The organism is Streptomyces sp. NPDC001594 (assembly GCF_042893675.1).
In the GTDB taxonomy this organism is placed as follows: Bacteria; Actinomycetota; Actinomycetes; order Streptomycetales; family Streptomycetaceae; genus Streptomyces.
On record NZ_JBIAVB010000009.1, the window covers coordinates 135,889 to 161,375 of the forward strand.

General features: G+C 74.9%; 21 protein-coding genes and 1 pseudogene. 13 read left to right on the forward strand and 9 right to left on the reverse strand.

Annotated features, from left to right (window positions below):
- Position 1: 1 nt before the first annotated feature.
- Both ACFY0O_RS19615 and ACFY0O_RS19620 read left to right on the forward strand, forming a co-directional pair.
- Positions 2 to 697, forward strand: coding sequence for a lysophospholipid acyltransferase family protein (locus tag ACFY0O_RS19615; protein ID WP_388947976.1), 696 nt, complete (start codon positions 2 to 4; stop codon positions 695 to 697).
- The gene (locus tag ACFY0O_RS19620) at positions 694 to 2,943 is read left to right on the forward strand and encodes an MMPL family transporter (RefSeq protein WP_388947978.1); all 2,250 of its coding nucleotides are present in this window, start codon (positions 694 to 696) and stop codon (positions 2,941 to 2,943) included. The genes ACFY0O_RS19615 and ACFY0O_RS19620 overlap by 4 nt, the downstream gene beginning before the upstream one ends.
- On the opposite strand, the gene ACFY0O_RS19625 is transcribed toward ACFY0O_RS19620, so the two are convergent.
- The 3 genes from ACFY0O_RS19625 to ACFY0O_RS19635 are packed head-to-tail and all read right to left on the reverse strand — an operon-like array spanning position 2,933 to position 5,717.
- A complete protein-coding gene (locus ACFY0O_RS19625) occupies positions 2,933 to 3,568 on the reverse strand; it encodes a histidine phosphatase family protein (protein ID WP_388947980.1) in 636 nt (211 codons plus the stop codon). The two genes, ACFY0O_RS19620 and ACFY0O_RS19625, sit on opposite strands and share 11 nt — an antisense overlap.
- Positions 3,553 to 4,332, reverse strand: a complete 780-nt coding sequence (locus tag ACFY0O_RS19630) for a class I SAM-dependent methyltransferase (protein WP_388947982.1) — start codon at positions 4,330 to 4,332, stop codon at positions 3,553 to 3,555. The genes ACFY0O_RS19625 and ACFY0O_RS19630 overlap by 16 nt, the downstream gene beginning before the upstream one ends.
- A gap of 44 nt (positions 4,333 to 4,376) precedes the next feature.
- The gene (locus ACFY0O_RS19635; protein ID WP_388947984.1) at positions 4,377 to 5,717 is read right to left on the reverse strand and encodes a DUF3419 family protein; all 1,341 of its coding nucleotides are present in this window, start codon (positions 5,715 to 5,717) and stop codon (positions 4,377 to 4,379) included.
- 207 nt (positions 5,718 to 5,924) lie between these two features.
- On the opposite strand from ACFY0O_RS19635, the gene ACFY0O_RS19640 reads away from it, so the two are divergent.
- Entirely contained in the window at positions 5,925 to 6,143 is a 219-nt protein-coding gene (locus tag ACFY0O_RS19640) for a hypothetical protein (RefSeq protein WP_388947986.1), read from the forward strand.
- A gap of 776 nt (positions 6,144 to 6,919) precedes the next feature.
- Here the strand turns inward: ACFY0O_RS19640 and ACFY0O_RS19645 are convergent.
- Positions 6,920 to 8,170, reverse strand: a complete 1,251-nt coding sequence (locus ACFY0O_RS19645) for an MFS transporter (RefSeq protein WP_388947988.1) — start codon at positions 8,168 to 8,170, stop codon at positions 6,920 to 6,922.
- 104 nt (positions 8,171 to 8,274) lie between these two features.
- On the opposite strand from ACFY0O_RS19645, the gene ACFY0O_RS19650 reads away from it, so the two are divergent.
- The 5 genes and pseudogenes from ACFY0O_RS19650 to ACFY0O_RS19670 form a co-directional block, all read left to right on the forward strand.
- Entirely contained in the window at positions 8,275 to 8,793 is a 519-nt protein-coding gene (locus ACFY0O_RS19650; protein WP_388947990.1) for an ArsR/SmtB family transcription factor, read from the forward strand.
- Positions 8,794 to 9,044: 251 nt separating this feature from the next.
- On the forward strand, positions 9,045 to 10,265 hold the full coding sequence (locus tag ACFY0O_RS19655) for a cytochrome P450 (protein ID WP_388947992.1): 1,221 nt from the start codon (positions 9,045 to 9,047) through the stop codon (positions 10,263 to 10,265).
- Between the two features lie 147 nt (positions 10,266 to 10,412).
- Positions 10,413 to 11,462, forward strand: a complete 1,050-nt coding sequence (locus tag ACFY0O_RS19660) for a hypothetical protein (protein ID WP_388947994.1) — start codon at positions 10,413 to 10,415, stop codon at positions 11,460 to 11,462.
- A 126-nt stretch (positions 11,463 to 11,588) separates the two neighbouring features.
- On the forward strand, positions 11,589 to 12,359 hold the full coding sequence (locus ACFY0O_RS19665; RefSeq protein ID WP_388947996.1) for a polysaccharide deacetylase family protein: 771 nt from the start codon (positions 11,589 to 11,591) through the stop codon (positions 12,357 to 12,359).
- 456 nt (positions 12,360 to 12,815) lie between these two features.
- Positions 12,816 to 13,097: pseudogene (locus tag ACFY0O_RS19670) on the forward strand (DUF885 family protein); the annotation flags it as partial.
- Positions 13,098 to 13,109: 12 nt separating this feature from the next.
- On the opposite strand, the gene ACFY0O_RS19675 reads toward ACFY0O_RS19670, so the two are convergent.
- Positions 13,110 to 13,874: an SDR family oxidoreductase gene (locus ACFY0O_RS19675; RefSeq protein WP_388947998.1), complete on the reverse strand. Its 765-nt coding sequence runs from the start codon at positions 13,872 to 13,874 to the stop codon at positions 13,110 to 13,112.
- A gap of 147 nt (positions 13,875 to 14,021) precedes the next feature.
- Between ACFY0O_RS19675 and ACFY0O_RS19680 the strand changes: the two genes are divergently transcribed.
- The 5 genes from ACFY0O_RS19680 to ACFY0O_RS19700 all read left to right on the forward strand — a co-directional run bounded on the left by ACFY0O_RS19680 (position 14,022) and on the right by ACFY0O_RS19700 (position 18,420).
- Positions 14,022 to 14,876, forward strand: coding sequence for a helix-turn-helix transcriptional regulator (locus ACFY0O_RS19680; protein WP_388948000.1), 855 nt, complete (start codon positions 14,022 to 14,024; stop codon positions 14,874 to 14,876).
- A 481-nt stretch (positions 14,877 to 15,357) separates the two neighbouring features.
- The gene (locus ACFY0O_RS19685; protein WP_388948001.1) at positions 15,358 to 15,888 is read left to right on the forward strand and encodes a macro domain-containing protein; all 531 of its coding nucleotides are present in this window, start codon (positions 15,358 to 15,360) and stop codon (positions 15,886 to 15,888) included.
- A gap of 457 nt (positions 15,889 to 16,345) precedes the next feature.
- Positions 16,346 to 16,921: an EF-hand domain-containing protein gene (locus tag ACFY0O_RS19690; RefSeq protein ID WP_388948003.1), complete on the forward strand. Its 576-nt coding sequence runs from the start codon at positions 16,346 to 16,348 to the stop codon at positions 16,919 to 16,921.
- An 85-nt stretch (positions 16,922 to 17,006) separates the two neighbouring features.
- Entirely contained in the window at positions 17,007 to 17,576 is a 570-nt protein-coding gene (locus ACFY0O_RS19695) for a YbaK/EbsC family protein (protein ID WP_388948005.1), read from the forward strand.
- 43 nt (positions 17,577 to 17,619) lie between these two features.
- On the forward strand, positions 17,620 to 18,420 hold the full coding sequence (locus ACFY0O_RS19700) for an inositol monophosphatase family protein (RefSeq protein WP_388948006.1): 801 nt from the start codon (positions 17,620 to 17,622) through the stop codon (positions 18,418 to 18,420).
- A 42-nt stretch (positions 18,421 to 18,462) separates the two neighbouring features.
- Here ACFY0O_RS19700 and ACFY0O_RS19705 read toward each other — a convergent pair whose 3' ends face one another.
- The 4 genes from ACFY0O_RS19705 to ACFY0O_RS19720 form a co-directional block, all read right to left on the reverse strand.
- On the reverse strand, positions 18,463 to 19,704 hold the full coding sequence (locus ACFY0O_RS19705) for an acyltransferase family protein (protein ID WP_388948008.1): 1,242 nt from the start codon (positions 19,702 to 19,704) through the stop codon (positions 18,463 to 18,465).
- Between the two features lie 140 nt (positions 19,705 to 19,844).
- Positions 19,845 to 21,380, reverse strand: a complete 1,536-nt coding sequence (locus tag ACFY0O_RS19710; protein WP_388948010.1) for an FG-GAP-like repeat-containing protein — start codon at positions 21,378 to 21,380, stop codon at positions 19,845 to 19,847.
- 69 nt (positions 21,381 to 21,449) lie between these two features.
- Positions 21,450 to 21,953, reverse strand: coding sequence for a hypothetical protein (locus ACFY0O_RS19715; RefSeq protein ID WP_388948011.1), 504 nt, complete (start codon positions 21,951 to 21,953; stop codon positions 21,450 to 21,452).
- Positions 21,954 to 22,051: 98 nt separating this feature from the next.
- Positions 22,052 to 25,387, reverse strand: a complete 3,336-nt coding sequence (locus ACFY0O_RS19720; RefSeq protein ID WP_388948013.1) for an ALF repeat-containing protein — start codon at positions 25,385 to 25,387, stop codon at positions 22,052 to 22,054.
- Between the last annotated feature and the right edge of the window lie 100 nt (positions 25,388 to 25,487).

The window sequence follows — 25,487 nt, forward strand, 5'->3', positions numbered from 1 at the left end:
GGTGCTCGTCTACGCCGGGACCCGGGCGGTGATGCGCCTCGCCGCCTCCACCCTCTGCCCCCTGCGGGTCGAGGGGGCCGAACACGTGCCGCGCGACGGGCCGGCCCTGCTCGCGGGCAACCACCTGTCGGCCTGCGACACCTTCTTCCTGATGGCAGCCGTGCCCAGGCGGCTGGTGTTCCTCGGCAAGGCCGAGTACTTCCGTACGCGTTCTCCCGGCGGACTGCTGTCCCGGGCCTGGTGCGCCGGGCTGGGCTTCCTGCCGGTCGACCGCGACGGCGGGCCGGCCGCCGCCCGCCGGTCCCTCGCCCTCGCCGCCGCCACCCTGGCCGGCGGCGCCGGCCTGGCCGTCTACCCCGAGGGCACCCGCTCCCCCGACGGCCGGCTCCACCGGGGCCGGTCGGGGGCCGCGGCCATGGCCCTCGCCTCGGGTGCGCCGCTGGTGCCGTTCGGCATCGTCGGCACCGACCGGGTACAGCCCGTGGGGTGTTCGGGGTTGCGCCCGCACCCGGTGACCGTCCGCTTCGGGCCTCCCCTGCCGTACGAGGGGTTCCTCGCCCGGGAGCGGCGCCCGGACGGTCTCGCGACCACGGCGGTCCTGCGGGAGCTGACCCTGCTGCTGATGCAGAACGTGTCCCGGCTGTCCGGTCAGGTCTACGTCGACACCTACGCGCCACGCGCACGGCGCCGGCCGTGAGGTGGCGGTCGGCCGGGGGCGGCGGGCCGGTCGTCCTCGGGGGGTACGCGATCCGGTTCCCCGTCCGTACGCTCGCGCTGGTCCTGGGCGGCACGCTCCTGGCCGTCCTGGCCGCGGTCGTGTGTGGCGGGCGGCTGAGCCATGGCGGCACGACGGCTCCGGGTGCGGAGGCGGCCCGGGCCCAGGCCCTGCTGGCCGCCGGGTTCCCGGGGGCGGGCACGCCCACGGCCACGCTGGTGGCCACCGTGGCCGGGTCGGTGGACGACGCCGGGGCGGTCAGGGCCGGAACCCTGCTGACGGAGCGGGCGAGGAGGCTGCCCGGGGTCGTGTCCGTCCGCTCCTACTGGCCGGACCGGCCCTCCGCGCTGCGGGGCCGGGGAGGCCGGTCCGCACTCGTGCTGCTGGACATCGCGACCACGGAGGAGTCGGCGCTGCGGGACGTCGAGCCCGTACTGGAGCGGCTGACGGGTCGCCAGGGGCCCCTGCGGGTCCGGGCGACGGGCCCGACGGCGGTCGGGCTGGCCATCGAGCGGCAGAGCCGCGAGGACCTCCGGACCACCGAGCTGCTGGCCGTGGCCCTGACGGCGGTGGTGCTGGCGGTCGTCCTGGGCAGCCTCACGCCGGCCGGGCTCGCCCTGCTGGTCGCGCTGACGGCCGTGGTCTGTGCCGGATCGGTGCTGCACGTGCTGGCCCGCGTCACCGAGGTGTCCGTGATCGCGCTGAACATCACCGTGGCCCTCGGCTTCGCCCTGACGGTCGACTTCGCCCTCCTCCTCGTCACCCGGCTCCGCGAGGAACGTCACCGGGCCGCCGCCGATCCGCTCGGGGCCGCAGTGCGCGCGGCGGGCCGTACGATCGCGTGCTCGGCCCTGACCGTGAGCTGCGGCCTCGCCGCCCTGCTGGTCTTCCCCCTGCCCATGCTCCGTTCGCTCGCGTACGGGGGCATCGCCGTCGTGGCCCTGGGTGCCGGGCTGAGCGTCACCGCCCTGCCGGCGGCCCTGGCACTGCTGGGACGGCGGGTCGAGGAGCGGCCGCGCCCGCTCCGGTACGCCCGAGGAGCGGACGGCGACCGGTGGCGGCGGTGTGCGCGGGCGGTGACGCGCCGGCCCGCCGTGGCGGCGGTCCTGGCCGGTGCGGTGCTGATCGCCCTGGTGCTGCCCTTCGCCGGGGTCCGGTTCGGCACGTTCGACGACCGTGCGCTGCCGGCCGGTTCGGACGTGCGCGGTGCCACCGACGTCCTGCGCCGCGACTTCGACTATCCCGCCCTCCACCCCGTCCAGGTGGTACTGCCCGCGTCCGGATCCCGCCACCGGCTCCCGGCCGGGCGGGCGGCCGTGGACGCGTACGCCCTGCGGCTGTCGCTGCTGCCCCATGTCGTGCGCGTCGAGTCGGCGACGGGCACCCACCGGCTCGGGCGCCTCGCCGGTCCCCCGGGCGACGGTCCGTACGTGTCCCCGGCCGGGGCGCGCCTGACGGTCGTGACCGACGTCGGCCCGGAGACGGCCGAGGGCACCGCCGTGGTGCGCGCCGTACGGGCCTCGCCCGCGCCGGCCCCCGCCGTGGTCGGGGGCACCCAGGCATGGCTGGCGGACCTGGAGGAGAGCGTCCGGGCAGGGCTTCCGTGGGCCCTGGCGGTGGTCGCCCTCACCACGCTGGTGGTCCTCGGCGGGTACACCCGCAGCGTCCTGCTGCCCGTGAAGGCCCTCGTCCTGAACGTGCTGAGCCTGACGGCGGTGTTCGGCACGATGGTGCTGGTCTTCCAGCGGGGGCATCTGCGGGGCGTGCTCGGCGGGTTCACGCCCACGGGGGTGACCGACGCCCTGGTTCCCGTGCTGGTCCTGTGCGTGGCCTTCGGCATGTCCATGGACTACGAGGTGCTGCTGCTGAGCCGGGCCGTGGAGGCGTACGAGGCGGGCGCGGACACCCGGGAGGCGGTGGCCGCCGCCGTGGGGCGCACCGGGCGGCTGTTCACCGCCTCCGCCGTCGTGGTCGTGGTGGTCATGGGCGCGCTGGCGGCTTCGCGGCTGGTGGTGCTGAAGGTGGTCGGGGTGAGCCTGGCGGTCGCCGTGGTCGTGGACGCGACCCTCGTCCGGCTGGTGCTGGCGCCCGCGCTGATGGCCCTGGCGGGCCGCGCCAACTGGTGGCCGGGGCGGCGGCGCCCCGGCCGACGTGCGGACGGACAGGACGGTCCGCCGGTCCGGGGGCCGGCCGGGGAGCTCGCGGCGGAGCGGGTGGTCAGCCGCTGAGGGTGGCGGTGGGGGCGTCCTGGCCCAGGTGCGTGCCGGTCCACGACCGTGCCGTCCAGCCTTCCTCCGGGCTGCCCTCCAGGGTCACGACGCCCGTGTTGGGCAGGGGGTGGGCGGTGGCGAACTCCACCGACACGTTCCGCACCCGCGCCGCCGTCCACACCCGCACCGCGGTCCCGTGCGCCACGACCGCGACGGTCGGCGCGCCCAGCGCGGCGGCCTCGGCGACGGCGCGGTCGTAGCGGGCGAGGAAGGCGGCGCCGCCCTCGGCGCCGGGCATGGGGACGTCCGTGCGCCCGGCCCCCCACGCGACGGCCGTGGACATGTAGGACCTGACGGCGTCCGCGTCCCGGCGGCCCTCCCACACCCCGGCCTCCAGCTCCCGCAGTTCCCGGCGGACGAGCGGCTCCAGGCCGAGCGCGCGGGCGAGCGGAGCGGCGGTCTGGCGGGCGCGGAGCAGGCTGGAGGCCAGCAGGGCTCCGATGTCCTCCCCCGCCAATGCGTGCGGCAGCGCGGCGGCCTGCCGCAGTCCCTCGTCGGTCAGGGCCGAGCCGGGTTCGGCCGTGTCCAGGGTGTGGTCGAGGTTGGCGGGGGTCTGGCCGTGGCGGATCAGGAGCAGGCGCATGGTTCCTCGGCGGGGTGTGGGGAGGCGGCGGCGGGTTTGCGGCCGATGAAGACGTAGTGGGGGACGCGGGCCCGTACGTAGGGGACCGGTGCCAGGCACTGCTCCAAGTGGACGGTCTCGAAGCGGTGGCGCAGGTACGGCAGGTGGTCGGCGGAGAGGAAGACGTTGTTGTGGCCGAACCACACCGGCCACAGCAGCCGCTGCCAGGCCGCGTGGCGGACCAGTCCGGCGGGCGGGTGCTTGGCGGAGACGTGGAAGTCGCAGACGCCGATCACGCCGCCGGGCCGCAGGAGCGACAGGGCGTGGTCGATCGCGCCGAACCAGTCCGGGATCATGGTCAGCGCGTACGAGAACACCACGACGTCGGCCGGGCCGTCGGACAGGGGGTGGCGGGTGGCGTCGGCGTGGACGGTGGTGACGTTGTGCCAGCCGCGCCGCTCGGCGCGGTCGCGGGCCACCCGCAGCATCGACTCCGACGCGTCGACGAGGGTGATCCGGCGGCACAACCGCCGCCGTTCGTCACCGAGGCGTTCGATGCCCGTCGCGGTGCCGGCGCCGAAATCGACCAGGTGGTCGCCCTTCCGGAGCGGCAGCCTGCCGTAGAGGGCCCCGCGCGCGTGCAGCAGGCGGTCGCCGGCACGGAACGCGTCGTACGCGTGGACGGTGGGGCCGTAGTACGACTCCATGCGCTCGGTCGGCGTGGTGCCGCGGGCGCGGGGGAAGAGCATGTGGCGGACGACCTGGAGCTCCGACCGGATTCCCATGCGGGGCGCGGCCTTTCCGTGTGCGGGGCGGGTGTCGGGGCGGATCAGGGGAGGTCGGCGATGTGGAAGCTGCCGTAGGTGTGGACCCGGTCCCGCGCGTGGAGCCGGGCGGCCAGGTCCTCGTCGCGGCGCAGCAGGTCGTTGAGGGGGCGCAGGCGGCCGCCGTGGGCGACGCGGACGGGGTCGAGGAAGCGGGTGGTCAGTCCGGCGCTGCGGTGGATGACCCGGGCGCCGGGGCGGGCGGCGTCCACGATCGCCTGCCACTCCCGCGCGAGGGCTCCCTGGTCGGCCCAGCCCATCCAGTCCATGTGGTCCAGCAGGACGAACTTGGAGACGCTCGGTCGCGGCGCGCCGGTGAGGAATCCGGTGACCGTGGCGGTGTGTACGTCCAGCCGGTCGAGGGCGTCGCGCAGCGGGACGAAGTTCTCCCTCTTCAGGTACTCGGGGCAGCAGTCCGGGGTGTAGGACCCGAGGACGTAGCCGCGCCAGAAGTAGTTGTCCTGGACGGGCAGTCGGCCGAACACGGCGTCGAAGGCGTCCTGGACGAGTCTTTCCGCACCCCCGGGGTATTCGGTGCTGATCTCCCGGCGCTGCTCCGGGGGGACTCCGGCCAGGGCCAGTGCGAGCGGGCGGGAGGCGAGGCGGGCCGCGGTGCGCAGCGGCTCGCGCAGCCGGGACTCGTACACCTGCGCCTGGTGGGCGGGGGTGGTGGTGTGGAAGAGGTCCTCGAAGGCCCGGCCGACCCCTTCGCCGCGGCGCAGGACGAACATGATCACTGCGGCGAGGAGGCCCGCGGTGCCGTGGTGGTGGAACGAGCCGCGCGGGCCGCGTCCCGTGAAGGCGTCGATGTGCCGGTCCCAGTAACGGCGTGCGAAGGGGGACAGGTCGCGCCGCAGGGCGTCGCGGTAGAGGGCGCGGGCGCGGGGGGTGCGGCCGTGGCCGAACAGGGCGAAGAACTCGGGGTGTTCCAGCCTGCGTGCGGCGGCCCTCTTCAGCTCCAGGAGCGCGGTCTGGCGGGGGTTGACGTCGACGGCGCTGACCCGGCCGGCGCCGGCCAGCAGGTAGTCGAGGGCGTTGCATCCGGCGCTGGTGATGACCAGGACGTGGTCGTCCGGGTCGAGCCGCAGGGCGGCGCGGTCGAGGGCGGGGTCCTCCCAGCAGACGTTGTAGACCAGGCTGCGGCCGTGGAGGAGGCTGAAGAGGCGCCCCGCGACGGGGGACTTCGCCGGGCGGGCGGAACGCGCGGCGGTGCGACGCCGTTCGGGCGCGGCGGGCGGCGGGGGCGGTGCCGTGGGGGGTGCCGGAGCAGGAGATGCCGGGGCGCAGGACGCCGGGGAAGCGGATGCCGGAGAAGGGGATGCCGGGGAGGCGGGATACTCGGCCACGCTGGACACCTTGATCGATTCCCGGGCGGGAGGGCCAGCCGAGAGCCCCGGATTAGCCCGCACGGCGCATCCGCCGCCCGTGGCGGCGGCCGTTCGGGTGGCGTGGCGGCGACCGGCGCGGCGGACACCCCGCGCCCACCGGAGTTCTGCGTCCCATGGGCCGACGGGCCGGGCACGCGGCCCGCCCCGCACGGAACGGAACCCGCCATGTCCACGCCCCGCCCCGGAACCCTGACCGTCCTGGCCCTCTCCGCGATGGCCGCCACCGTCTTGGTCCGTACCGCCACTTCCGCCCCCTCCACCCCCTCCGCCCACCGCGCGCAGCCGGGCGTCGGGGCGGGCGGTGCGCCTACGCCTACGCCTACGGACCGGCTCGGCCGTCCTGAGCGTCGCCGGAGGTGGCAGCCGCTCCTGCTGCTGGCCTGACGGGAGTCGCCGGAGCGCACGCGCCGTCGCCGCCGGACGGGACGGCGCGCTGCGCCCCTTCACCGCCCTGGGGGCGGACGCGCCCGGGCGCGGACGGAGGTCGAGGCGGCGGTGGCCCGTGGGGTGCGCCTGCCGCCGGCCGGTGGCCCGGTCGGCGTCGAGGCGAGCAAGGGATCCGGCTCCCCGAGACCGCCGCCTGGCCGGCGCCGGGTGTGGCCGCCCGGTCGGCGCGCGCTCCGTTCCGCGTGCCGGGACGGGTCGGCAGACCTGCGGCTCCACGGACCGCGGCCCACCCTCAACCCTCTGGACCCCGCCCGATCGCCGCGCATTTCGGGGGCCGGTTCCGGGGCCGCGGTCGGGGTGGGGCCCGCCCCTCGCCACCGGCTCGGACGCAGCGGGGTCCGTACGCATACCCGCCGCAGGGTGCCGGCATCGGGTTCAAGCCCATGGGCGGCCTGTTGCTCACCCGGGACCGGGCCGGGCTGAGCGGCCCCGGCCTGACGCCCCCGCCCACGTCGCCCCGGCCCCTGCGCCCGGGGGCTCCGGGGCGCCTGGACCCGCACCTGGGTTACGCCGACACCGCCCACGGCCGTCGCGGCACCGCGCTGCGCGCCCGGGACCGGATCGCCCGCGCCGGGCTGCCGCTGGACGTTCGGTGGGCCTCGCCCAGGGGGCCCGTGACGCCGAGGTGGACCTCGTTCACCGGCCGGCTCGACGCGCGCCGCCGCATCTCGCCGAGCAGACCGGGAAGCGGCCGGGCGGGCGGCGGCGGTCCGCTACGGCCCGGTCTCGGCCCGCTCGGGTACCGGCTGCGTACGGACCGGTGCCGGGGACCGGCCGGCGCGGCCGGTCGTCACGGTGAGCGCGGCGGCCGCGGCCAGGCCGACGGTGCCGGCGAGGAGGATCTGGACCCGGTAGTCGAGACCGGCCACCATTCCCGTGCCGATGAGCAGGGCGAGCCCGGTGGGCGCGAACATCAGGGTGCCGGCCGTGGCCGCCACCCGGCCCAGCAGCTCGCCCGGCGTCTCCCTCTGGACGGCGGTCATGGCCGCGATGAGTGCGCAGGGCAGGCCGAGTCCGATGGCCAGGCTGCCGCCCAGCACGGCCGGCAGCCAGGGAGTCGCCCGCGCGAGCACTCCGAGGGCGAAGATCGCGAGTCCGGCCGCCGCGAAGGCGCGTTCGGACATGCGGCGCATCGACGCGCCGGCCGCCAGCCCCCCGACGACCGAACCCAGCCCCTGGAGCGCGGTGAGCACGCCCGCGTAGGCCGGGGTCCGGTGGAGCCCGGCGTCGAGCATCGCGAACGTCGCCGTGCTGCTCAGGCCGGACAGGGCCATGGCCGTTCCGCCGGTGACGACCAGGGGGCGCAGCACGGGGTGTCGCCACAGGTACCGGGCGCCTTCCGCCGTCTCGGTCGTCCATGCCCGCTTCTCGCGCGTGGCGGGCGGGGAGTCCGGTACGCGCACGAACCGGAACGCGAGCGCGGCCAGGACGAAGGTGACCGCGTCCAGCACCGCCACCGCAGGCCCGCCGAGCCGGGTGAACAGGGCGGCCCCGGCCAGCGGAGCGAGCAGCTTCATGCCCTCGATCGCGGTGAACACCAGGCCGTTGAAGTCGCCCCGCAGTGCTTCCGGCACGGCGGTGGCCACCAGCGCGGTCTCGGCGGCTTCGGTGAGGACCGTGCCGGCACCGACCAGGGTCAGCACGGCGAACAGCACCCAGGCGTCCGCCGGCGTGCGCACCGCCAGGGGTGCGGTCATGACCGCGGCCAGGGCGAGGTTGGCGGCGACGAGCAGTCGGCGTCGGGGTACCCGGTCCGCGGCGGTGCCGATCACGGGCCCCGCGAGGGTCGGCAGCCAGAAGCAGAAGCCGACCAGGGCGGCGAGGCTGTCGGAGCCGGTGAGGGTCTTGACCCAGATCCCGGCGGCCAGCGACATCGCGGAGTCGCCGAAGCCGGAGACGACCACGCCGCCCAGGTACAGGCGCGCGTTGCGGTCCCGCAGGACCCTGAACACCGTCCAGCTCATACGTATCCCCCTTGCAGTGTGCTTGATCGCGGCGCTCACCCTACCCCCAAGCATTTGGTTGGGGGTAGGGGTCCGGGCGGCGGCGCTGCGGTTTACTGGCCCATGTGACCGATACCGACCCCGTACTGCGCGCGCTCGCCCACCCCTTGCGGCTGCGGATGCTCAGCCTGCTGTGGCCCGGGCCCATGTCCGCCGCCGAACTCTCCCGCGAGCTGGACGTCTCGCACGCGCTGGCCAGCCAGCACCTGCGGCGCCTGGACGCCGTGGGCCTGGTCGAGTTGGCGGAGGAACGCACCCGCCGCGGCGGCAGGGAGCGCCGCTACCGGGCCGTCCGCGGCACTCCGTTGTCCGACCAGCACGGCGGGACCCCGATGCTGGCCGAGACCATGGCGCACGCGCTCCGCGAACGGGCCGGTCGTCGGCTCGAGGGGGCCGAGGGGGTGACCGTCGACGCCGAGCTGTGGGTGGATCCGCAGATCTGGCAGGACGTGCGGAGCCGCCTCGCCGAACTCGCCGTCGAGCTCCACGAGGCCGCACGGCCGGCGCACACGCCGGGCACCGTCCCGCTGGGCGTCAGCCTGATGGCCTTCCCCTTGCGGGACACGACGGCCTCTGAGGGGTGAGCGGGCACGGCTGAGCATCTCCTGGGTGCGGGTGGGGTCGTCACTTTCCCAGCGAGCACGCCCTCTTCGCCGCCGTGGACCGGGCGCCGCCGCGGCGGGTCGGCGGTGGCGCGTAGGGCGTCGACGGGCAGCCGTTTCCGGCCGCGAGGGCGAGGAATCACTCCGCTGAACGGGGCGCGCCGCCGGGGGCGCAGGCGCTCCGTGTAGGAACCTCGTCCTCCACGGGCGCGGCGAAGTACTCGGGAGGCGACATGAACGAGCGGCCGGTACCCCTGCCCTATGCCGACCCCGCCTTCGTCACGGACCCGTTCCCGCTGTACCGGAAGCTGCGCGAGGCGGGCCCCGTGCGCCGTGTCGTCATCGCGGGCGGTCTGGAGGCCTTCCTCGTCACCCGCTACGACGACGCGCTGGAGGCCCTGTCCGACGCCCGGCTCAGCAGCGACGTACGCGACGCCTCGGACACCCGGCTGCTGCGGCAGCTGCCCGAAGTGGAGCGCGAATCGATGCTGAGCACCATGCTCCGCAGCGACCCGCCCGACCACACCCGCCTGCGCCGGCTTGTCTCCAAGGCCTTCACCGCCCGCAGGGTGGCCGGGATGCGGCCGCGGATCCAGGCCCTCGCCGACCGGCTGCTGGACGCGCTCGCGCCGGCCGGACACGCCGACCTCGTCGCGGAGTTCGCGCTACCGCTCCCGGTCGCGGTCATCAGCGAACTGCTCGGAGTGCCGGTGGACGACCGGCACGACTTCCAGCACTGGACCGACCGCATGATCAGGCGGGGCGTGGAGCCTCCCGACCCGGCCGTGGTGAACGAGGCGTGGCAGCACATGCGCGCGTACGTGGCGGGGCTCATCCGCGACAAGCGGGCGGAGCCGGGCGACGACCTGCTCAGCGGGCTCGTCACCGCCCGCGACGAGGAAGGGCAGCTGTCGGAGGACGAGCTGGTCGCCATGGTGTTCCTGCTGCTGGCCGCCGGCTACATCACCACGGTCAACCTGATCGGCGGCGGCATCGCGATGCTGCTCGCCCATCCCCGGCAGCTCGATCTGCTGCGCTCGGACCCGGCTCTGCTCCCGGGGGCGATCGAGGAGTTCCTCCGCTACGACGGCCCGGTCAGCCCCGGCATCGCGCGGTTCGCCCGCGAGGACCTCGAGATCGCGGGCGTGCGCGTGCCGCGCGGCGCGACCGTGCTGATCGGGTCCGCACTCGCGGACCGGGACCCGGCCCGGTTCCCCGATCCCGAGCGCCTCGACATCACCCGGCGGGACAACGCCCATCTCGCGTTCGGTCACGGGATCCACTACTGCCTCGGTGCTCCGCTGGCCCGGCTGGAGGGGGAGATCGCCATCGGTACGGTCCTGCGCCGACTGCCCGGGCTCGCCCTCGCCGTGCCGCCGGACGCGGTTCCCTGGCGGCCCGGCGGGCTGCGCGGTCCCGAGAGCCTGCCGGTGACGTTCGTGCCGGGCGGCTGAGGCGGCCGGCAGGGCACTGGTGACCGCGATGTACGGAACATGTCACAGGGTGCGTACCGCCGGGTGCCGCGGGTTCCCCCGGCGCTCCGGCGGTGGCATGCTCACAGGCCACGGCTGGCCCGGCAGCAGGCCGCGGGGAGGGATGGGGTGGACGCCTTGGTACACCGCAGACAGCGCACCGCCGGTGCGGGAAGAACCGCCGGTGCGGGAAGAACCGCAGCAAGGGCGCGGGACATCGGACCGACCGGAGCACGCGGCGCGGCGCCCGCGCGCGGCCGGGCGGTGGTCACCGCCGCGGCGATCGCCGTGGCCGCGTCCCTGACCCTCGGCGCCGCCGCGGACGCGGGGGCGGCGCCGGGGACGGCGGGGGTGACGGGGGACCGTCCGATCGTCTTCGCCCGCTACACCGGCGCGGCCCCCACGGAGGACCTTTACGCGCTCTCCCCCGGTGGCGGCGCGGCCGTCCAGCTCACCCACACCCCCACCGTCAGCGAGGTCATGCCCAGTTGGTCCCCGGACGGCAAACGGTTGGCCTTCGTCCGCTACGGATCCGGTGGCGCCGTCGACGGCATCTGGACGATGAACACCGCGGGCGGCGACCTGAAGGCCCTGCCCGGCACCAAGGGCGCCTCCGACCCGGCGTGGTCACCGGACGGCAAGCGGATCGCCTACGCCCAGCCGGTAGGCACCCAGCGGGAGATATACGTGGCCGGCGTCGACGGCAGCGCTCCTGCCACCCGGCTCACCCACACGGCGGCTGACGACCTCCACCCCACGTGGTCCCCGGACGGCAAGTACCTCGCGTTCAACCGGGCGGACGCGGCCGGGCACAGCCGGCTGATGAAGATCCGGCTGTCCACCCTCGCCCAGACGGCCGTCACCGGGCCGGGCTCCCACGACTGGACGCCCGACTGGTCGCACGGCGACCGGCTCGCCTTCAGCCGGGTGGACTCCACCGGCTTCGCCCACCTCTACGTCGTCCGCCCCGACGGCACCGGCCTCCACCGCATCACGGCGGCCCGCGCCAACGACAAGAACCCGTCCTGGTCCCCGGCCGGCAACAGCCTGGTCTTCACGAGGGGAGGCACCGACGACGCGGACCCCGAGCACCTCTACCGGGTACGGGCCGACGGCACCGCGCCGACGCAGCTCACCAAGACCGACTCCCATGACCTGGAGGCCGACTGGCGCCCCTGAACCGCCGGCCGCGGAGTTCACCCGGCTGCCCGGCACGCCTGCACGGGGCCCCCGCCGCTGCTCTCGCACACTCGTGGGAGCGCCACGCGGGGCGGCGCGGTGCCCGAGGGAGTGGCCGTGGTGGATGTGGGACGACGTACCGCGCTGACGGCGCTGCTGGCGGCGGGGCTGGTGCCCGGCCCGAGCGCTCTGGCCGCACCGGCCGCCCGGAGGCGCGCGGCCGGTGCCGCCGCGGGTCCCCGTCCGCCCGCGGCACTGCTCGGGCAGGAGATCCGGCGGCTGCCCACGTCCCGCAAGGTGGTGGCGCTCACCTTCAACGCCGCGTGGGACGCGAGCGGGCTCTCCGCCGTCCTGGCGGAGCTGCGCCGGCGCAAGGCACCCGCCACCTTCTTCCCCACGGGGATGTACGCGGAGACCCTTCCGTCGGCCGTGCGGGCGATGGCCGAGGCCGGACACGGGCTGGGCAACCACTCCTACAGCCACCCGTACTTCGACGACCTGAGCACGCGGGAGCGGGCGCGGGAGGTCCGCGCGGCGGACGCGGCGATCCGTACGGCCTCGGGGGCGGAACCCCTGCCGTTCTTCCGCTTCCCGTACAGCTCCACGACCGTGGACGCGGTCGCGGACGTCAACGACCTGGGCTACGCGGCGATCGAGTTCACCGGTGACACGAACGGCTACCTGGGCTCCTCCGGGGGCATGACCGTGGACGAGGCGGTGCGCAGGGCGGCGGACTCGCTGGAGCCCGGGGCCGTGCTTCAGATGCATGTCGGGAGCAGCACGGACGACGGGGTGGTACTCGACGCCGAAGCCCTGCCACGGATCATCGACGCCGCATTCGAAGAGGAGTACGCGGTCGTGGACCTGCGCGAGTTCCTCACGGCGGCGGCGCCGTAACGGCGGACACGGCGCGGACGACCGGTCAGGAGGGGATGCTCCGCCTCCCGCCCGCAGCGGCCGGTCCGGGTCGAAGGCCCGAGCCGCCGGTGCTCGGTCCCGGCCAATTCCGCGCGGCCGCCGCCTGTTCGGCGCGCAGGGGGGCAGAACTCCGGCATGCCGCGCACCGCTATGCCCGCGAACCAGCCCTCCTCGGCTCGCCGGATCGCCGACGAACACGTGGACGCCCTCGTCGCCCTCGATCCCCTCGCCGGCACGCTCCTCGGGCTGCCCGGCGGAGAGCGCCGCCTGCCCGACTACTCCCCCGACGGCGCACAGGCCCGGGCCGACCTGGACCGGGCCACGCTGGCACGGCTGCACAGGGTCCGAAGCTCCCCAGGCGCCCCGGGCTCTCCGGACTGCCCGGACGCCCCGGACGGCGACGCCGTGGAACGGCGCTGCGCGCGGCTGCTGCACGAGCGGCTGACCGCCGAGCTCGCCCAGTACGAGGCGGGCAAGCACCTGCGTACCGTGAACAACCGTTCCGGCCGCCCCGCCGCGTACCTGGACAGCGAGGTGGTCCGGTACCTGGGCCGGCCCGCACAGGCCATCACGTACAAACTCGGGAAACGCGCATGGCTGGAGGCCCGCGAGTCGGCCCGCCGCGCCCTGGGCGCGAAGTTCGACCTCAAGGCCTGGCACATGGCCGCCCTCTCCCTGGGCTCCCTGGGCCTGTCCGACCTCCACGCCGAACTCTCCGGGGCGTGCGCGTCATTCCGCGCGGGCGGGCGCGGCAGGGCGTACGACGATCTCGTTGACGTCGACCTCCGGGGGCTGGGCGATGGCGAAGGCGATGGCGTCCGCGATCGCCGAGGCGGGCAGCGCGACGGCCCGGTAGGTCTTCATGGCCTCCCGGGCCACCGGGTCGGCGATGGTGTCGGCGAGTTCGGACTCGGTGACGCCCGGGGAGACCAGGGTGACCCGGACGGTGCCGGCGGACTCCTGGCGCAGGCCCTCGGAGATGGCGCGCACCGCGAACTTGGTCGCGCAGTAGACAGCGGCGGTGGGTGACACCTCGTAGGCGCCCACGGAGGCGATGTTCACGATGTGCCCGCTCCCCTGGGCGCGCATCGCGGGGAGGGCGGCCGCGATGCCGTGCAGGACGCCCCGGACGTTCACGTCGAGCATGCGGTCCCAGTCGTCGGTCCTCAACGCGGCGAGCGGGGACAGCGGCATCAGGCCCGCGTTGTTCACGAGGGCGTCGAGGCGGCCGTGGGCGCCGAGCGCCGCGTCGACGAAGGCGCGCGTGTCGGCGGCGTCGGTGACGTCCAGCCTGCGGTACGCGGCCCGGCCGCCGGACTCGTTGATCTCCGCCGTGATCCGCTCCAGCCGGTCGGTCCGGCGCGCGCCGAGCAGGACGCGGTGGCCGTCCGCCGCCAGGCGGCGTGCGGTGGCCTCGCCGATTCCGCTGCTGGCGCCCGTGACGGCGACGGTCTTGGCGGGGGTGGAGCCGCCGTTTGTGGTGCTGCCCGTCATGTCTGTTCCTCCTGGGGTGAGTCCCGTAAGTCCCGTACGGTTTCGTGTTCCGGAGTCTGGCCGGGCGGCCGGGGGCGGGCCAGGCCGGTGCGTGCCGGGGTACGGCGCACCCAGGTTCGCGTTCCGGGGCGCGGCTAGCCTGTGGGGATGACCGGCAACGACCTCGGCGACTTCCTGCGGGCCCGCCGCGCGGCACTGACTCCGGCCGACGTGGGGCTGCCTTCCCACGGGCGGCGCCGGGTGGCGGGGCTGCGCCGGGAGGAGGTGGCGGTCCTGGCGGGGATGAACGGCGACTACTACACCCGTCTGGAACAGGGCCGCGAGCGCTCCCCCTCGCCCCAGATCCTGGACGCGATCGGGGCCGCCCTGCGCCTGGACCGCGAAGCCCTGGCCCACCTCCGCCGACTGGCGCTCGGCGGCCCGGAACTCGGCCGGGAGCGGCCGGCCAGGACGGTCTCACCGATGCTGCGCCGGCTGCTGGACGGGTTCGCGCACACGCCGGCGTTCGTCCTCGACCCGGCGCTGGACCTGCTGGCCGCCAACGCCCTGGCCGAGGCGCTTTTCTCACCGTTCACGGCGGCGGACAACCTGGCCCGCATGACCTTCCTCGACCCCGCGGCCCGCGCGTTCCACCCCCGGTGGGACCGGGCGGCCGGGGCGGTCGTCGCGGAGCTGCGCCGCGCGTCGGGCCTCGCACCGCGCGATGCGCGCCTGCGGGAGGTGGTGGACGGCCTGTGCGCGGCGAGCGCGGAGTTCGCCGCGCTCTGGTCCGCGCACACCGTCCGGGGCAAGACCCGTGACGCCAAGGAGCTCGTCCACCCGGACGCCGGCCGCCTCTCGCTCGCCTACGAGTCGTTCGACGTTCGCGGCGCGCCGGGCCAGCAGCTGGTCGTCTACCACGCGGAGCCGGGCAGCCCGAGCGACCGGGCCCTGGCCCTGCTCGGCAGCCTCCACTCCACGCGCCGACGGGAGACGGCGTCCCCGGGCCGACGACCGGGGTGACCAGCCGTCCGGGCCTACCCGAAGCGGCCCGCTGCCCGTCCGGCGACGGGACCTCCGTGGTCAGCGGGGGTCGGGCCGCAGGTGGGCGGCGGCTGCGGCGACGAAGGCCGCGGCGGCTTCCTTGGCCGTGTGCCGGAGGGCGTCCAGGTCGGCACGGGTGGTGGCGCCGCGCAGGGCGTACGTGGCGTCGGCGGCGGTCTGGGCGGCCCCGGCGAGCTCGGGAACCAGGACCTGGAGGCGGACGTGGGGCGCGGTGACGGCCGCGCGGGTGTCGTGGGACTTCGTCTGGGCTTCCAGCTGGTGCTCGGCGTCGGCCCCGCCGGGCCGGGCCCAGGCCCAGCATGCAGCACACGGGTGCCGTCGGTCATACGGTCCGGCGATGTCGGCCCCGGTGCCCTTGGCGTTCGACGGCCTCGGGCACGGGGCGTCAGCGGCTTTCGGCCGCCCCGGCGTTGTCAGTGGCCCGGCTTAGCCTGAGGACATGACGACGCATCCGACGGCACACACGGCACCGATCTCGGTCGTCTCCGGGGACGCCACGTGCCCGCAGGCCCGGGGACCCAAGATCATCGCGCATGTCTGCAACGACCTCGGCGGCTGGGGGAAGGGCTTCGTCCTGGCGATATCCAAGCGCTGGCCGGAGCCCGAGCGGGACTACCGGTCCTGGCACCGGGGCCGTGCCGGAAACGACTTCGGGCTCGGCGCGGTCCGGCTGGTCCGCGTCCGGGAGGACACGTGGGTCGCCAACATGATCGGCCAGCGGGGCATACGCACCGGAAGCGCGGGGGTCCCCATCCGCTACGACGCCCTGGAGCGCTGCCTGACCGCCCTCGCCGAACACGCCCTCGAACGGGGCGCCTCCGTGCACATGCCCCGCATCGGCTGCGGCCTGGCCGGCGGGAAGTGGTCGCGGGTGGAACCGCTGGTCGAGCGGGCCCTGACCGCGAAGGGCGTTGCCGTGACGGTCTACGACCACGGCGACACGGACCGCTCCCGTCGGCGGGGTCACTGACCTCCCCCGCCCGCGCCGCACGCGTGGACCCAGCGGGCGACCACGCCTCGGCAAGGCGGACCGTCGCGGGCGGCCGACGCCGACAGCCGCTGCTACCGGTCGTCGGGTGGGCCGCCGTGGCAGCCTCCGCCGTGGGCGTTCCCCGCGGTGGGGACGCCGGTACCTCTGGGTCCCCGAGGGCCGGCGGGCCCGTTTGGCCACACGGGGGCTGGTGCCTGTTCGCCACCGCCCTGCCTCTGGCCCTGGCCCGCCGCGATGCCGGCCGCCGTCGGCGTGCCCGAGGCGTCAACCGGTTCCTCGGCGGCGGCCGGGCGAACGCGTGTCGGTTACCGACCCGGGTGCCGAGCCGCCAGGGGCGCGGATCCGGCCGGCGCCCCGCGACGGGTGTCCCGGGCACCGTGGCTGCCCGCGCGGAGCCCGTGCGCACGCCGGGCCGGGCTGCGCTACGTTCGCCGCCATGGACATCCTGAGCGAGAAGATCAGCCACGGCTTCGACCTGCTGGACGCCGACGGCGACGGGGCCCTGACCGAGGCCGACCACGTCACCATGGGCGACCGTGCCGCCGACCAACTCGGTTACGGCCGCGGGTCGGACGAGCACGCACGTATGGTCGACGCGTACGTCGCCATCTGGCGCGATCTGCACGCCCCGCACGTCGGCGGACCCGACGGCCGGCTGACCAAGCGGGAGTTCGTCACCAGCACCCTCACCCTGGCCGCCGACCCCGACGCCGCCGCGACCACCGTGGGAGCGCTGGCGCGCTCGTTCTTCGCGATCGCGGACGCCAACGCCGACGGCGTCGTCAGCAAGGCGGAGTTCGACGCCTTCCAGCGCAGCCATTTCCCGGCCATGGCCCAGGCCGACCTGGACGAGGCGTTCAGCCACCTCGACCGCGACGGCGACGGCTGCCTGGATCCGGTCGAGTTCGAGACTGCCGTCGTCGAGTACTGGTCCAGCGTCGACCCCACCGCCCCGGGCAACTGGTGGACGGGACGGCCGGGGGGCCGCACCGGAGCGTCGACGGACCTCTGATCACCGCCTGCGTACCAGTGGGGGCGCGTCGCGGGGTCGGGCCCGGCCGGCCGGGGCGTGATCCGGGCGGTGTTAGCCTGCGGCCATGCGCGCTCCGCTCGGGATCTTCGACAGGTTCGACAACGCCGTGCCGGCCCCGGCCCGCCTCGGGCAGCTCAGCAGGCCCGTGGCCGAGGCGATCGCCGGCTGGGCGGGGCGGGTCCCCACGGACGAGATCCTGTACGTGGACACCGACCCGGCGATCGCCGACACCGCCGAGTTCGTCGCGCACTACGGGCAGGAACTCCTCGGCCGGTCGGCGAACTGCGTGGTGGTCGCCGCGCAGCGGGGCGGCGAGACCACCCTCGCCGCGTGCCTGGTGCCCTCGTACGGCCGGGTCGACGTGAACGGTGCCGTGTGTCGCCGGCTGGGCGCCCGGAAGGTGTCGTTCGCGCCGATGGCGACGGCCGTCGAGGCGACGGGCATGGAGTACGGGGGGATCACCCCCGTGGGCCTGCCCGCGGACTGGCCGCTGCTGGTCGACGCGGCCCTCACCGAGATGCCCTGGGTGCTCGTCGGCAGCGGCCGCCGACGCGGCAAACTCATCGTGCCCGGGGCCGCGTTCGCCGAACTCCCCTCCGCCGAAGTGCTCCCGGACCTCACGATCACCCCCTGATCGGCCCGCGCCCCGCGCCGGAGGGTCCGATAGCCTGCGCGGCGTGATCGACTCATACGCTGGTTCCGATGACGCCGCCGTCGCGATAGCCGGGGCACGGGCGGGTGCGGACGTGGTCCGTGCCCTGTACGGTCGGCGCCTCGACCGTATCGACAAGGGTGCCGGGGACTTCGCCACCGCCGCCGATCTGAAGGCCGAGAAGGCGATCCTCGCCGTCATCCGCGCCGCGCGGCCCGATGACGCGGTGCTCGGCGAGGAAGGCGGGCGGCACGGCGACGCCGATGCCGTGCGCCGGTGGTTGGTGGATCCTTTGTGCGGCACGTTGAACTACGCCGTCGGCAACATGCTGGTGGCTGTCAACGTGGCGCTGCTCGGCGGGGCGGCGGCGGTGGCCGACCCCTTCAGCGGCGAGGTCTTCTTCACCGACGGGGCCACGGCCCGGGTGCGGCGTGACGGGGCCGACGACGCGCTCCTGACGCCCACGCCGGGCACTCGGCTGGTGGACGTGAACCTGGATCCGCCGTTCCCCGGTGCGCCGGGGTTCCGGGCCGTGGACCTGCTGGCCCACCCGGAATTCGGGGCGCGGTTCCGGCCGCGCGTCGTCTCGACGACGCTGGCGCTGGCCTGGGTCGCTGCCGGCAAGCGCGCCGCGTACGTCACCGATGGCGGTGACCTGTCCCGGAGCGTGCACTTCGCGGCCGGTATCGCCTTGTGCCGTGCTGCGGGCTGCACGGTCACCGGGATCGACGGTGCCCCGGTCGGTGAGGCCGGCCGCGGACTCGTGGCCGCCGCCGACGAGGAGACCCACGGGGCGCTGATGTCGATGATCCGCAGCCGGCGGTAGAGCGGGCCCGCGTGGGCCGCGCCGTCGGCCGTCGCGCCGCCGCTAACGCGGCGGCGATGTCGGGGCCGGACTCGTCGAGTCGGCATCGGGGGCGGGGGCGGGGGCGGGGACGCGGATCGGGGCCGTGCTGGGACTCGGTAGGGGTGGGTGGGAGGCACGACTGCGGGTGGTGGACTGCGCCTTGGCGTCGCGGGGTGCTGTCCGGCCACGGAGCGCCGGTCCGGAGGCGGCGTCGCGGATGTCCTGCAGGCCCCGGTGCAGGCCGGAGCGGAGCAGTCGGGTGGCGGGGCGCTCGACGTAGCGCTGGATGCACCAGGCGAGGGTGATCATGGCGACCGTCAGGCCGCCGGCCAGCGGCACCGGTGGGACCCTGTCACGGAAGTGGTGGATGACGGTCAGCCCCGCGATCATGTGGATGAGGTAGAGCGGGTACGTGAGCGCGCCCGCGGTCCGCAGCCAGCGCCACTGGACGCGGTCGAAGGCGCCGAGGGCGATTCCCGCCATGGCCGCGAAGGCCAGAGTGATCACGAGGTGGGCGGGCCAGACGTGCGCGTCGTGGTCCACGTTGGCGTCGAGGCGCCCGGCGACGTAGGTCTGCGCCAGCAGGAACTGCAGGACGACGATCACCCACAACAGGTACGTCGGCCGGAAGCGGTGCATCAGGTAGAAGGCGATGCCCGCGACGAAGTACGGGGCGAACTGCGGCACGGCGAAGAAGTCGAGCAGACCGGAGTCGGCGGTGGGGGCCATGACGCCCGCCGCCGTCCACAGTCCGCAGAACAGCACGCAGTTGCGATAGGTCACGCCCCGCAGGACGACGACCGCGAAGAGCACGTAGAACTTCAGCTCCACGAAGAGCGTCCAGTAGCCGTCGTCCAGGTGCTTGACGTGGAGACCGCCCTGCATCATGGAGAGGTTGACCAGTACGTCGCTCCAGCGGTCTATGCGGCGCATCTCCGGCCACAGCCACAGCACACCGGCGGTGAAGGCCACGGCGGCCCAATAGGCGGGGTAGAGGCGGGAGATGCGCGAGATCGCGAAGTCTCCGAGCGTGCGGCCCCAGGTGCTCATGCAGATCACGAAGCCGCTGACGAGGAAGAAGACCTCGACGCCGAGCCAGCCGTATTCGGCGACCGGCTGGGCCACCGGGAAGACGGCCGAGCCGGGGCGGCCCCAAGCGGAGGCGAGGGTGACGTAATGGTAGAAGACCACCATCAGGGCCGCCAGGATTCTCAGTCCGTCCAAAGCGGTCAGACGTATGCCGGTCCGGGCTCTGTCGCTCATCGTGTGTCTCGGTTTCGGAAGGGTCCCGTCGCCGTCGCGGTGACCGCCGCATGTCTGGTCACCGCGAGGCGACGGGAAGCACGGCCGCCGGCCCCGCCAGGAATTTCCTGCCGGAGCCGGGGGTGGGGGGTTGGTGTTGGTCAGCTGATGGACTTGATGGCGCCCCAGCCGCTGTTGCCGACCTGGATGCTCGGGCCGTCGATGGGGCCGTGGATGTCGGTGCCGCCCTTGTAGAACTTGAGGGTGCCGTCGCCGGCCGTGGCCCACAGGTCGGCTGTGCCGTCGAGGTTGGCGTCCGCGGCGCCGGCGATGAGCGGCCGGTTGGTGACGGTGTAGGCGCGGCCGAACTCGTTGCGGTCGGAGAAGGTCTTCCCGTCGGGCTGGCCGAGGTAGGCCCAGACGACGCCGTCACGGGTGTCACGGGCCAGCAGGTCGGGGCGGCCGTCCTTGTTGGCGTCGCCGAGCGCGCTCAGGTCCATGACGTCCCAGCCGCCGTTGCCGATCTCGACGGGAGCGCCGACGGCCGCGTCGGTGCCGACGGCACCCGGGTACAGGAAGAGCCTGTTGGAGTGCTTGACGACCAGGTCCGGCTTCCCGTCGCGGTTGGTGTCGCCGATGGCGACGACCTGGGCGGTGGTGGGCAGGCTTCCGACGATCTTGGTCGGCGCGCCCAGGGTGCCGTTGCCGAGGTTGGGGTAGACGCGGACCTCGCCGCCGACGCGGGCGACGACGTCCTCCATGCCGTCACCGTTCCAGTCGCCCCGGTGCGTCACGGAGGCTCCCGACCAGCCGCCGGTGCCGATGATCGTGGGCGCGGTGATGCCGCCGGTGCCCGTACCGGGGTACAGGCGCAGCTTGCCGGTGTCGTCGACCGCGACCAGGTCCGGCTTGCCGTCACCGGTCAGGTCGCCGGGTACGGCGTACGACGTGCTCGCGATCCAGGAGCGCACGTCGTCCACGCGGGTCGCGACGGCGCCGGTGCGGGTCTCCGTGGACGGCGTGCCGAGGCATCCGCCCTGCCACGAACGGCTGACGACGGCGAGGAGCTCGGGGGTGCCGTCCTTGTCGCGCAGCACGGGGCCGCCCGCGTCGCCCTGGCAGATGGCCCCGTCGCCGGAGGCGGTCAGGGCGAGGTCGCCGGAGCCGGTGGCGGCCGCCGTGAAGGAGGCGGTGTGCAGGCGGTCGGGGACCCAGGCGGTCTTGGTCCGGCCGAAGCCGGCCGCCCGTACGGCCTCGTCGGCGCCCGCGGGAGCGGCGGCCGGGACGGCCGGCTTGACGTTGGCGATGCCGGTGTCCAGCTTCACCATGACGAGGTCCCGCTCGGGGTGCGGGACGAGCCGCACCGCGGTGCGGGCGGCTCCTGCGGGGCTGGTCTGGGTCAGGTCCGTCCTGCCGACGGTGACCGTGGTGGCGGTCTTGGGGGCACCGGGCTGGACGGCTCCGGTCGCGTCGGCGAAGCAGCTCGCGGCGGACAGGACCCACTGGGGGGCCACGAGGGTGCCCGTGCAGGCGCGCTCGGCGTTGCCGATGACGATGTGGGCGGTGTGGGAGTAGGCGGCGGCGTCCGCCGGGGTGCCCTGCAGGGCCTGCGCGGGGGAGGCGAGCAGGCCTCCGGCGATCGCGGCGACGGCGGCGGCCCCGCCGGTCCATGCTCTGCGCCTGCGTATGTGGGACATGGGTTCTCCGAGGATCGAGTCAGGATGTTCCGGCCGCGCGTGGCGGGCGGAAGGATGGTCGGTGGAGGGCTAGGCGGAGACGGTGATCTCGACGAGGACGTGATCGCGGCGCTCGGGGTCGGCGCCCGAGCCCACGGCCTTCCACTCGTTCGGGGCCATGGTCACGTTCTGCTTGCTGCCCTCGGCGGTCAACGTCACGTCGGCCTGGTGGCCGGCGTCGCCCTTCATCCCGTAGACGGTGGGGATCTCCAGGCTGAGGTGGCCGCTCTTCCCGGTGGCGCGGAAGCAGATCTTGCCCCGGGTCCGGGAGTACACCTCCATGAGCCCGGTGGCCGAGGCGCAGTCGGCGAGCACGATGTGTCCGTCGCCGCGCTTGAGGGTGATGCCCAGTTCGGTCTGGATGCGGGCGGCGTCGGGGTAGGCGAAGGACTCCACCGCGTACGGCGGCAGGTCGGCGCTGACCGCGGCCGTGTTCCGGGCGGCGGGCTCACTGGCGTGCGTCGCGGTGACGGCGAGGCCTATGCAGGCCGCGGCCGCCGCCGTGGTCGCGATGACGCGTCGTACGAGCTTCATTCCGTGTTCCTTTTCATACGCGGGGGTTTCATACGCGGGGGTGCGGGCCGCCGGTGCGGCCGTTGACGATGGGGGGCCGAGGGGCCGGGCCGGGGGGATTACCACGTCAGCAGGCCGATGACCGTGGACACCGCTCCACCCGCGACGCGCTTGATCCCGGCGCCCACGGCGTTGGCCACGCCCGACTTGTAGAGGTAGCCGGACCTGCCGAGGAAAAGGCCACCGAGCACGAAGAACCCGAGCGAGGCGTGGAACTGGCTGCTGTCCCAGCCGTAGGCCTGGCCCGTGAAATAGGCGCTGACCCCCTTGAGGCCCACGGAGACACCGCCGAGCACGAGGAAGGGCACGCCTCCGGCCGGCGCGGCGACGAGCGAGGCGGTGCCGGCCATCGTCGACCAGTGTTTGGTGACCTTCGCCCAGTCCTGGGCGCTTCCCGTGTCCGAGGGCCAGAACCCCCTGTCCACGTACCAAGGGGTGTCGCTGGCGTCGGTCTGCGAGGGATGGGTGCCGTTCGCCTCGTTGCGCCGCGCCTCCTCGGCCGCCTGCTTCGCCTTCGCGACGGCCTCGGCCTTCTGCTTGGCCTGGGCGGTCTGGCGGGCCGCGGTGGCGGCGTCGGCGGCGGCCCGCGCGTCCTGGCCGGCCTGCAGGGCGGAGGCACGGGCCCGGCTGGCGCTCGCCTGGGCGCTCGACGCGGAGGACGCCGCCTGCTGCGCCGATGCCATGGCCTGGCGCATCGAGTAGTTCGCGGAGCGGGCGGCCACCTGGGCGGCGGAGGCCGCCTGCTTGGCAGTCGCCGCCGACTTGGCCGCTTCGGCCGCCGACACGTCGGCGGCGTCCGCGTTCGTCTTCGCGTCCCGCGCCGCGGTCTCGGCGTCCGCGGCATAGCCCTGCGCCTTCAGGGCCCACTGGCTCGCTTCGGCCGCGGCCTTACGGGCCTCGGCCGCCACCTTCGAAGCCAGCGCCGCTTCCTCCAGGGCCTGCGCCGCCACCTTCGCGGCGTGCGCGATCGAGGCGCGGATCGCGGAGACGTGGGCGGCGTGGTCCTGGTCCAGCCGGGCGACGTCGAACCTGTCGTGGCGGATGAAGTTCCGCCGCATGTAGGCGGGGCCTTCCAGCACGATCTGCGCGGCCGACTTCATGTAGGGGCCGCCGGAGGAGAGGAGGGCGAACACCTCGGCCTGGTCGTCGACCTTGATCGCGTCCGGCAGTTCGACGGTGAGGAAGCGGTGCAGGGCGGTGGCGCTCCCGTCGGCCAGGGCCGCTTGTGCCTTGGACTTGACGCTGGGGCCGGGGTTCTGGTTGAGGAGTTCGAACACCGCCATGCGGTTCTGCGTGGCGGAGGCCTCGATGATCCCGCGGGTGAGGAAATCGCGCGCCGCGTTCGGGTCGTCGCTCGCCAGCGCCTGGTGGGCGGCGGTGGCGACCTCGGAGCCGGCGGTGGTGGCGATGGCGAGCACGGTCTCCCGGTCGTCCTGCCGCTCGGCGAGAAGACGGTCGGTGTCGATCCAGTTGACGACGTCCTGTTCGGCGCCTGCGAGGGCGAACTCCGCGGCGTCGCTCGTCCAGGTGCCGGGCGAGTCGAGGAGCCGTACGGCGGCTTTCCGGCCGGCCGTGACGGCCGCGTCCAGGTCACCGCGGCGCAACGCGTCGGAGGCGGCCGCGACGAGGTCCTTGATGTCCGTGGCGGTCCTGTCGGCCTGGGTGCGCTCCCGGGCCGCCCGGGCGATCTCCTCGGTCTCGGCCTGTGCTCTGAGGCGGGCCTCCTCGACTCCCATCGCGGTGTCCTCGGCGATGCGGGCGGTCTCGGCCTCGCGGGCCGCCCGTTCCACGGCCTGGGCTTCCTTGACCGCGCCGGCCGCCGTGTTGGCGGCCTGCAGCGCGGCCTCCGCGTAGGTGGTGGACCGCTTGGCGTACTCGATCGCCTTTCCCGCGTTGGCCGCCGCGTCGTCCGCCGCCGCGGCGGCCTTCTCCGCATGGTCGGCGGCGCTGTTGGCGGCGTCGCGTGCGGCGCCGGCGGCGCTCGCGGCCCGGTTCGCCAGGGTCTGCGAGAGGGCCGCGGCCCGGGCGGCGCGTCCGGCGGCCGCGTCGGCCTCGGCCGCTGCCGCCCGTGCCTCCGCCGCCTGGGACTTGGCGCTGCCGGCGGAGGCGGCCGCGTCGGCGGCGGCGTTGGCCGCGGCCGCGGCGTTCTGTGCCGCGCTCGTGGCGGCGGTGCAGGCGGCGGACGACTGCTGGGTGGCGGCTGCGGCCTGCGCGGCGGCGGCGGCCGCGGTACGCGCGCGCCCGGCCGCGTCCCGTGCCCCCTGGGCGGCCTGGCGCGCCGCCGAGGCCTTGCCGGCGTCCTTCGAGGCGGCGATGGCCGCGCCGTAGGCCCGCGAGGCGGCGCTGCCCGCCGCCGCGGCGGCGCCCGCGGCGGCCTGGGCGGCCTGCGCGGCTCGGCTGGAGGCGGCCTGAGCGGTACGGGTCGCGGAGATGGCGGTGTGGGCGGCGCTCGCGGCGCTCCGTGCGGCACTCGCGGCGTTGTTCGCCGCCTTGGCCGACTCCGCCACCTTGTTCTGCGCCTCCCTCGCTTCCGCGGCGGCCTTCAGCGCGTCGGCCTTCGCCTTCTCCGCGGCGTCCTTGGCCCGGTTCGAGGCGGCTACGGCCTGTTCCGTCTGCAGTTTCGCCCGGTTGCTCTCCCGGATCACGATCTTGACCAACTGGTCGACCGTCGCGGCCTCTTCGTCACGGGCGCGCGCGATGTACTGGCCGGAGGCGAGGAACTGGGCTATGGCCTCGGGCGAGCCGTCGCCGAGGGCTCGCTCCGCGTACTTCTTGACTTCGGGGGAGGCGGTGTTGAGGATCGCGAAGACCTCGGCCCGCTCGTCCTCCTGCTGGGCGGTGTACTGCGTCGTCTGCAGGAACGTGCCCAGCGCTGCCGGGGTGCCCAGTTGCAGCGCCTTGGCGGCTTCCTCCTTGACGGCGGTCCCGCCGTTGTTCATGACCGTGAAGACCGCTGCCCGCCTGTCCGTGTCGAGCGACTGCACGTAGCCGTCACGCAGGTAGGCGGCGGTCGCGGCGTCCCCGGCGGACAGTGCCGCGTTCGCGCTCTCGCGGACCGCCGTGTCCGCCAGGGAGAGCACGGAGAGAACGCCGAACCGGTTGTCGACGGCCTTCGCCTGCGGCAGTTCGCTCGTGAGGAAGGCCGAGACCGCGGCCGGGGTGCCGACGAGGGCGGCGGCAGCGGCCTCGCGGACGGCCCGGCCTCCGCTCTTGTAGGCCCACACGGCCCTGCCCCGATCGGTGTCGGGCAGGCCGTCGCCCGTCGCGGGGTCGCCCTCGGCGGCCCGGGCCGGACCGGCGCTCAAGGTGACGACGGAGGTCATGGCCGGGATCGCGGCGGCCCCGGCGATGGTGTTGAGTATCCGGCGCCTGCTCCACAGCGAGGGCGGCGTCACGGGCACACCTTGGTGACGCCGTCGCACGGTGGGCAGGGCGGGGCGAGGACCTTGTCCAAGGGAGATCTCCTCGGTTCGAACGGGAAGGGCATGGCGGCGG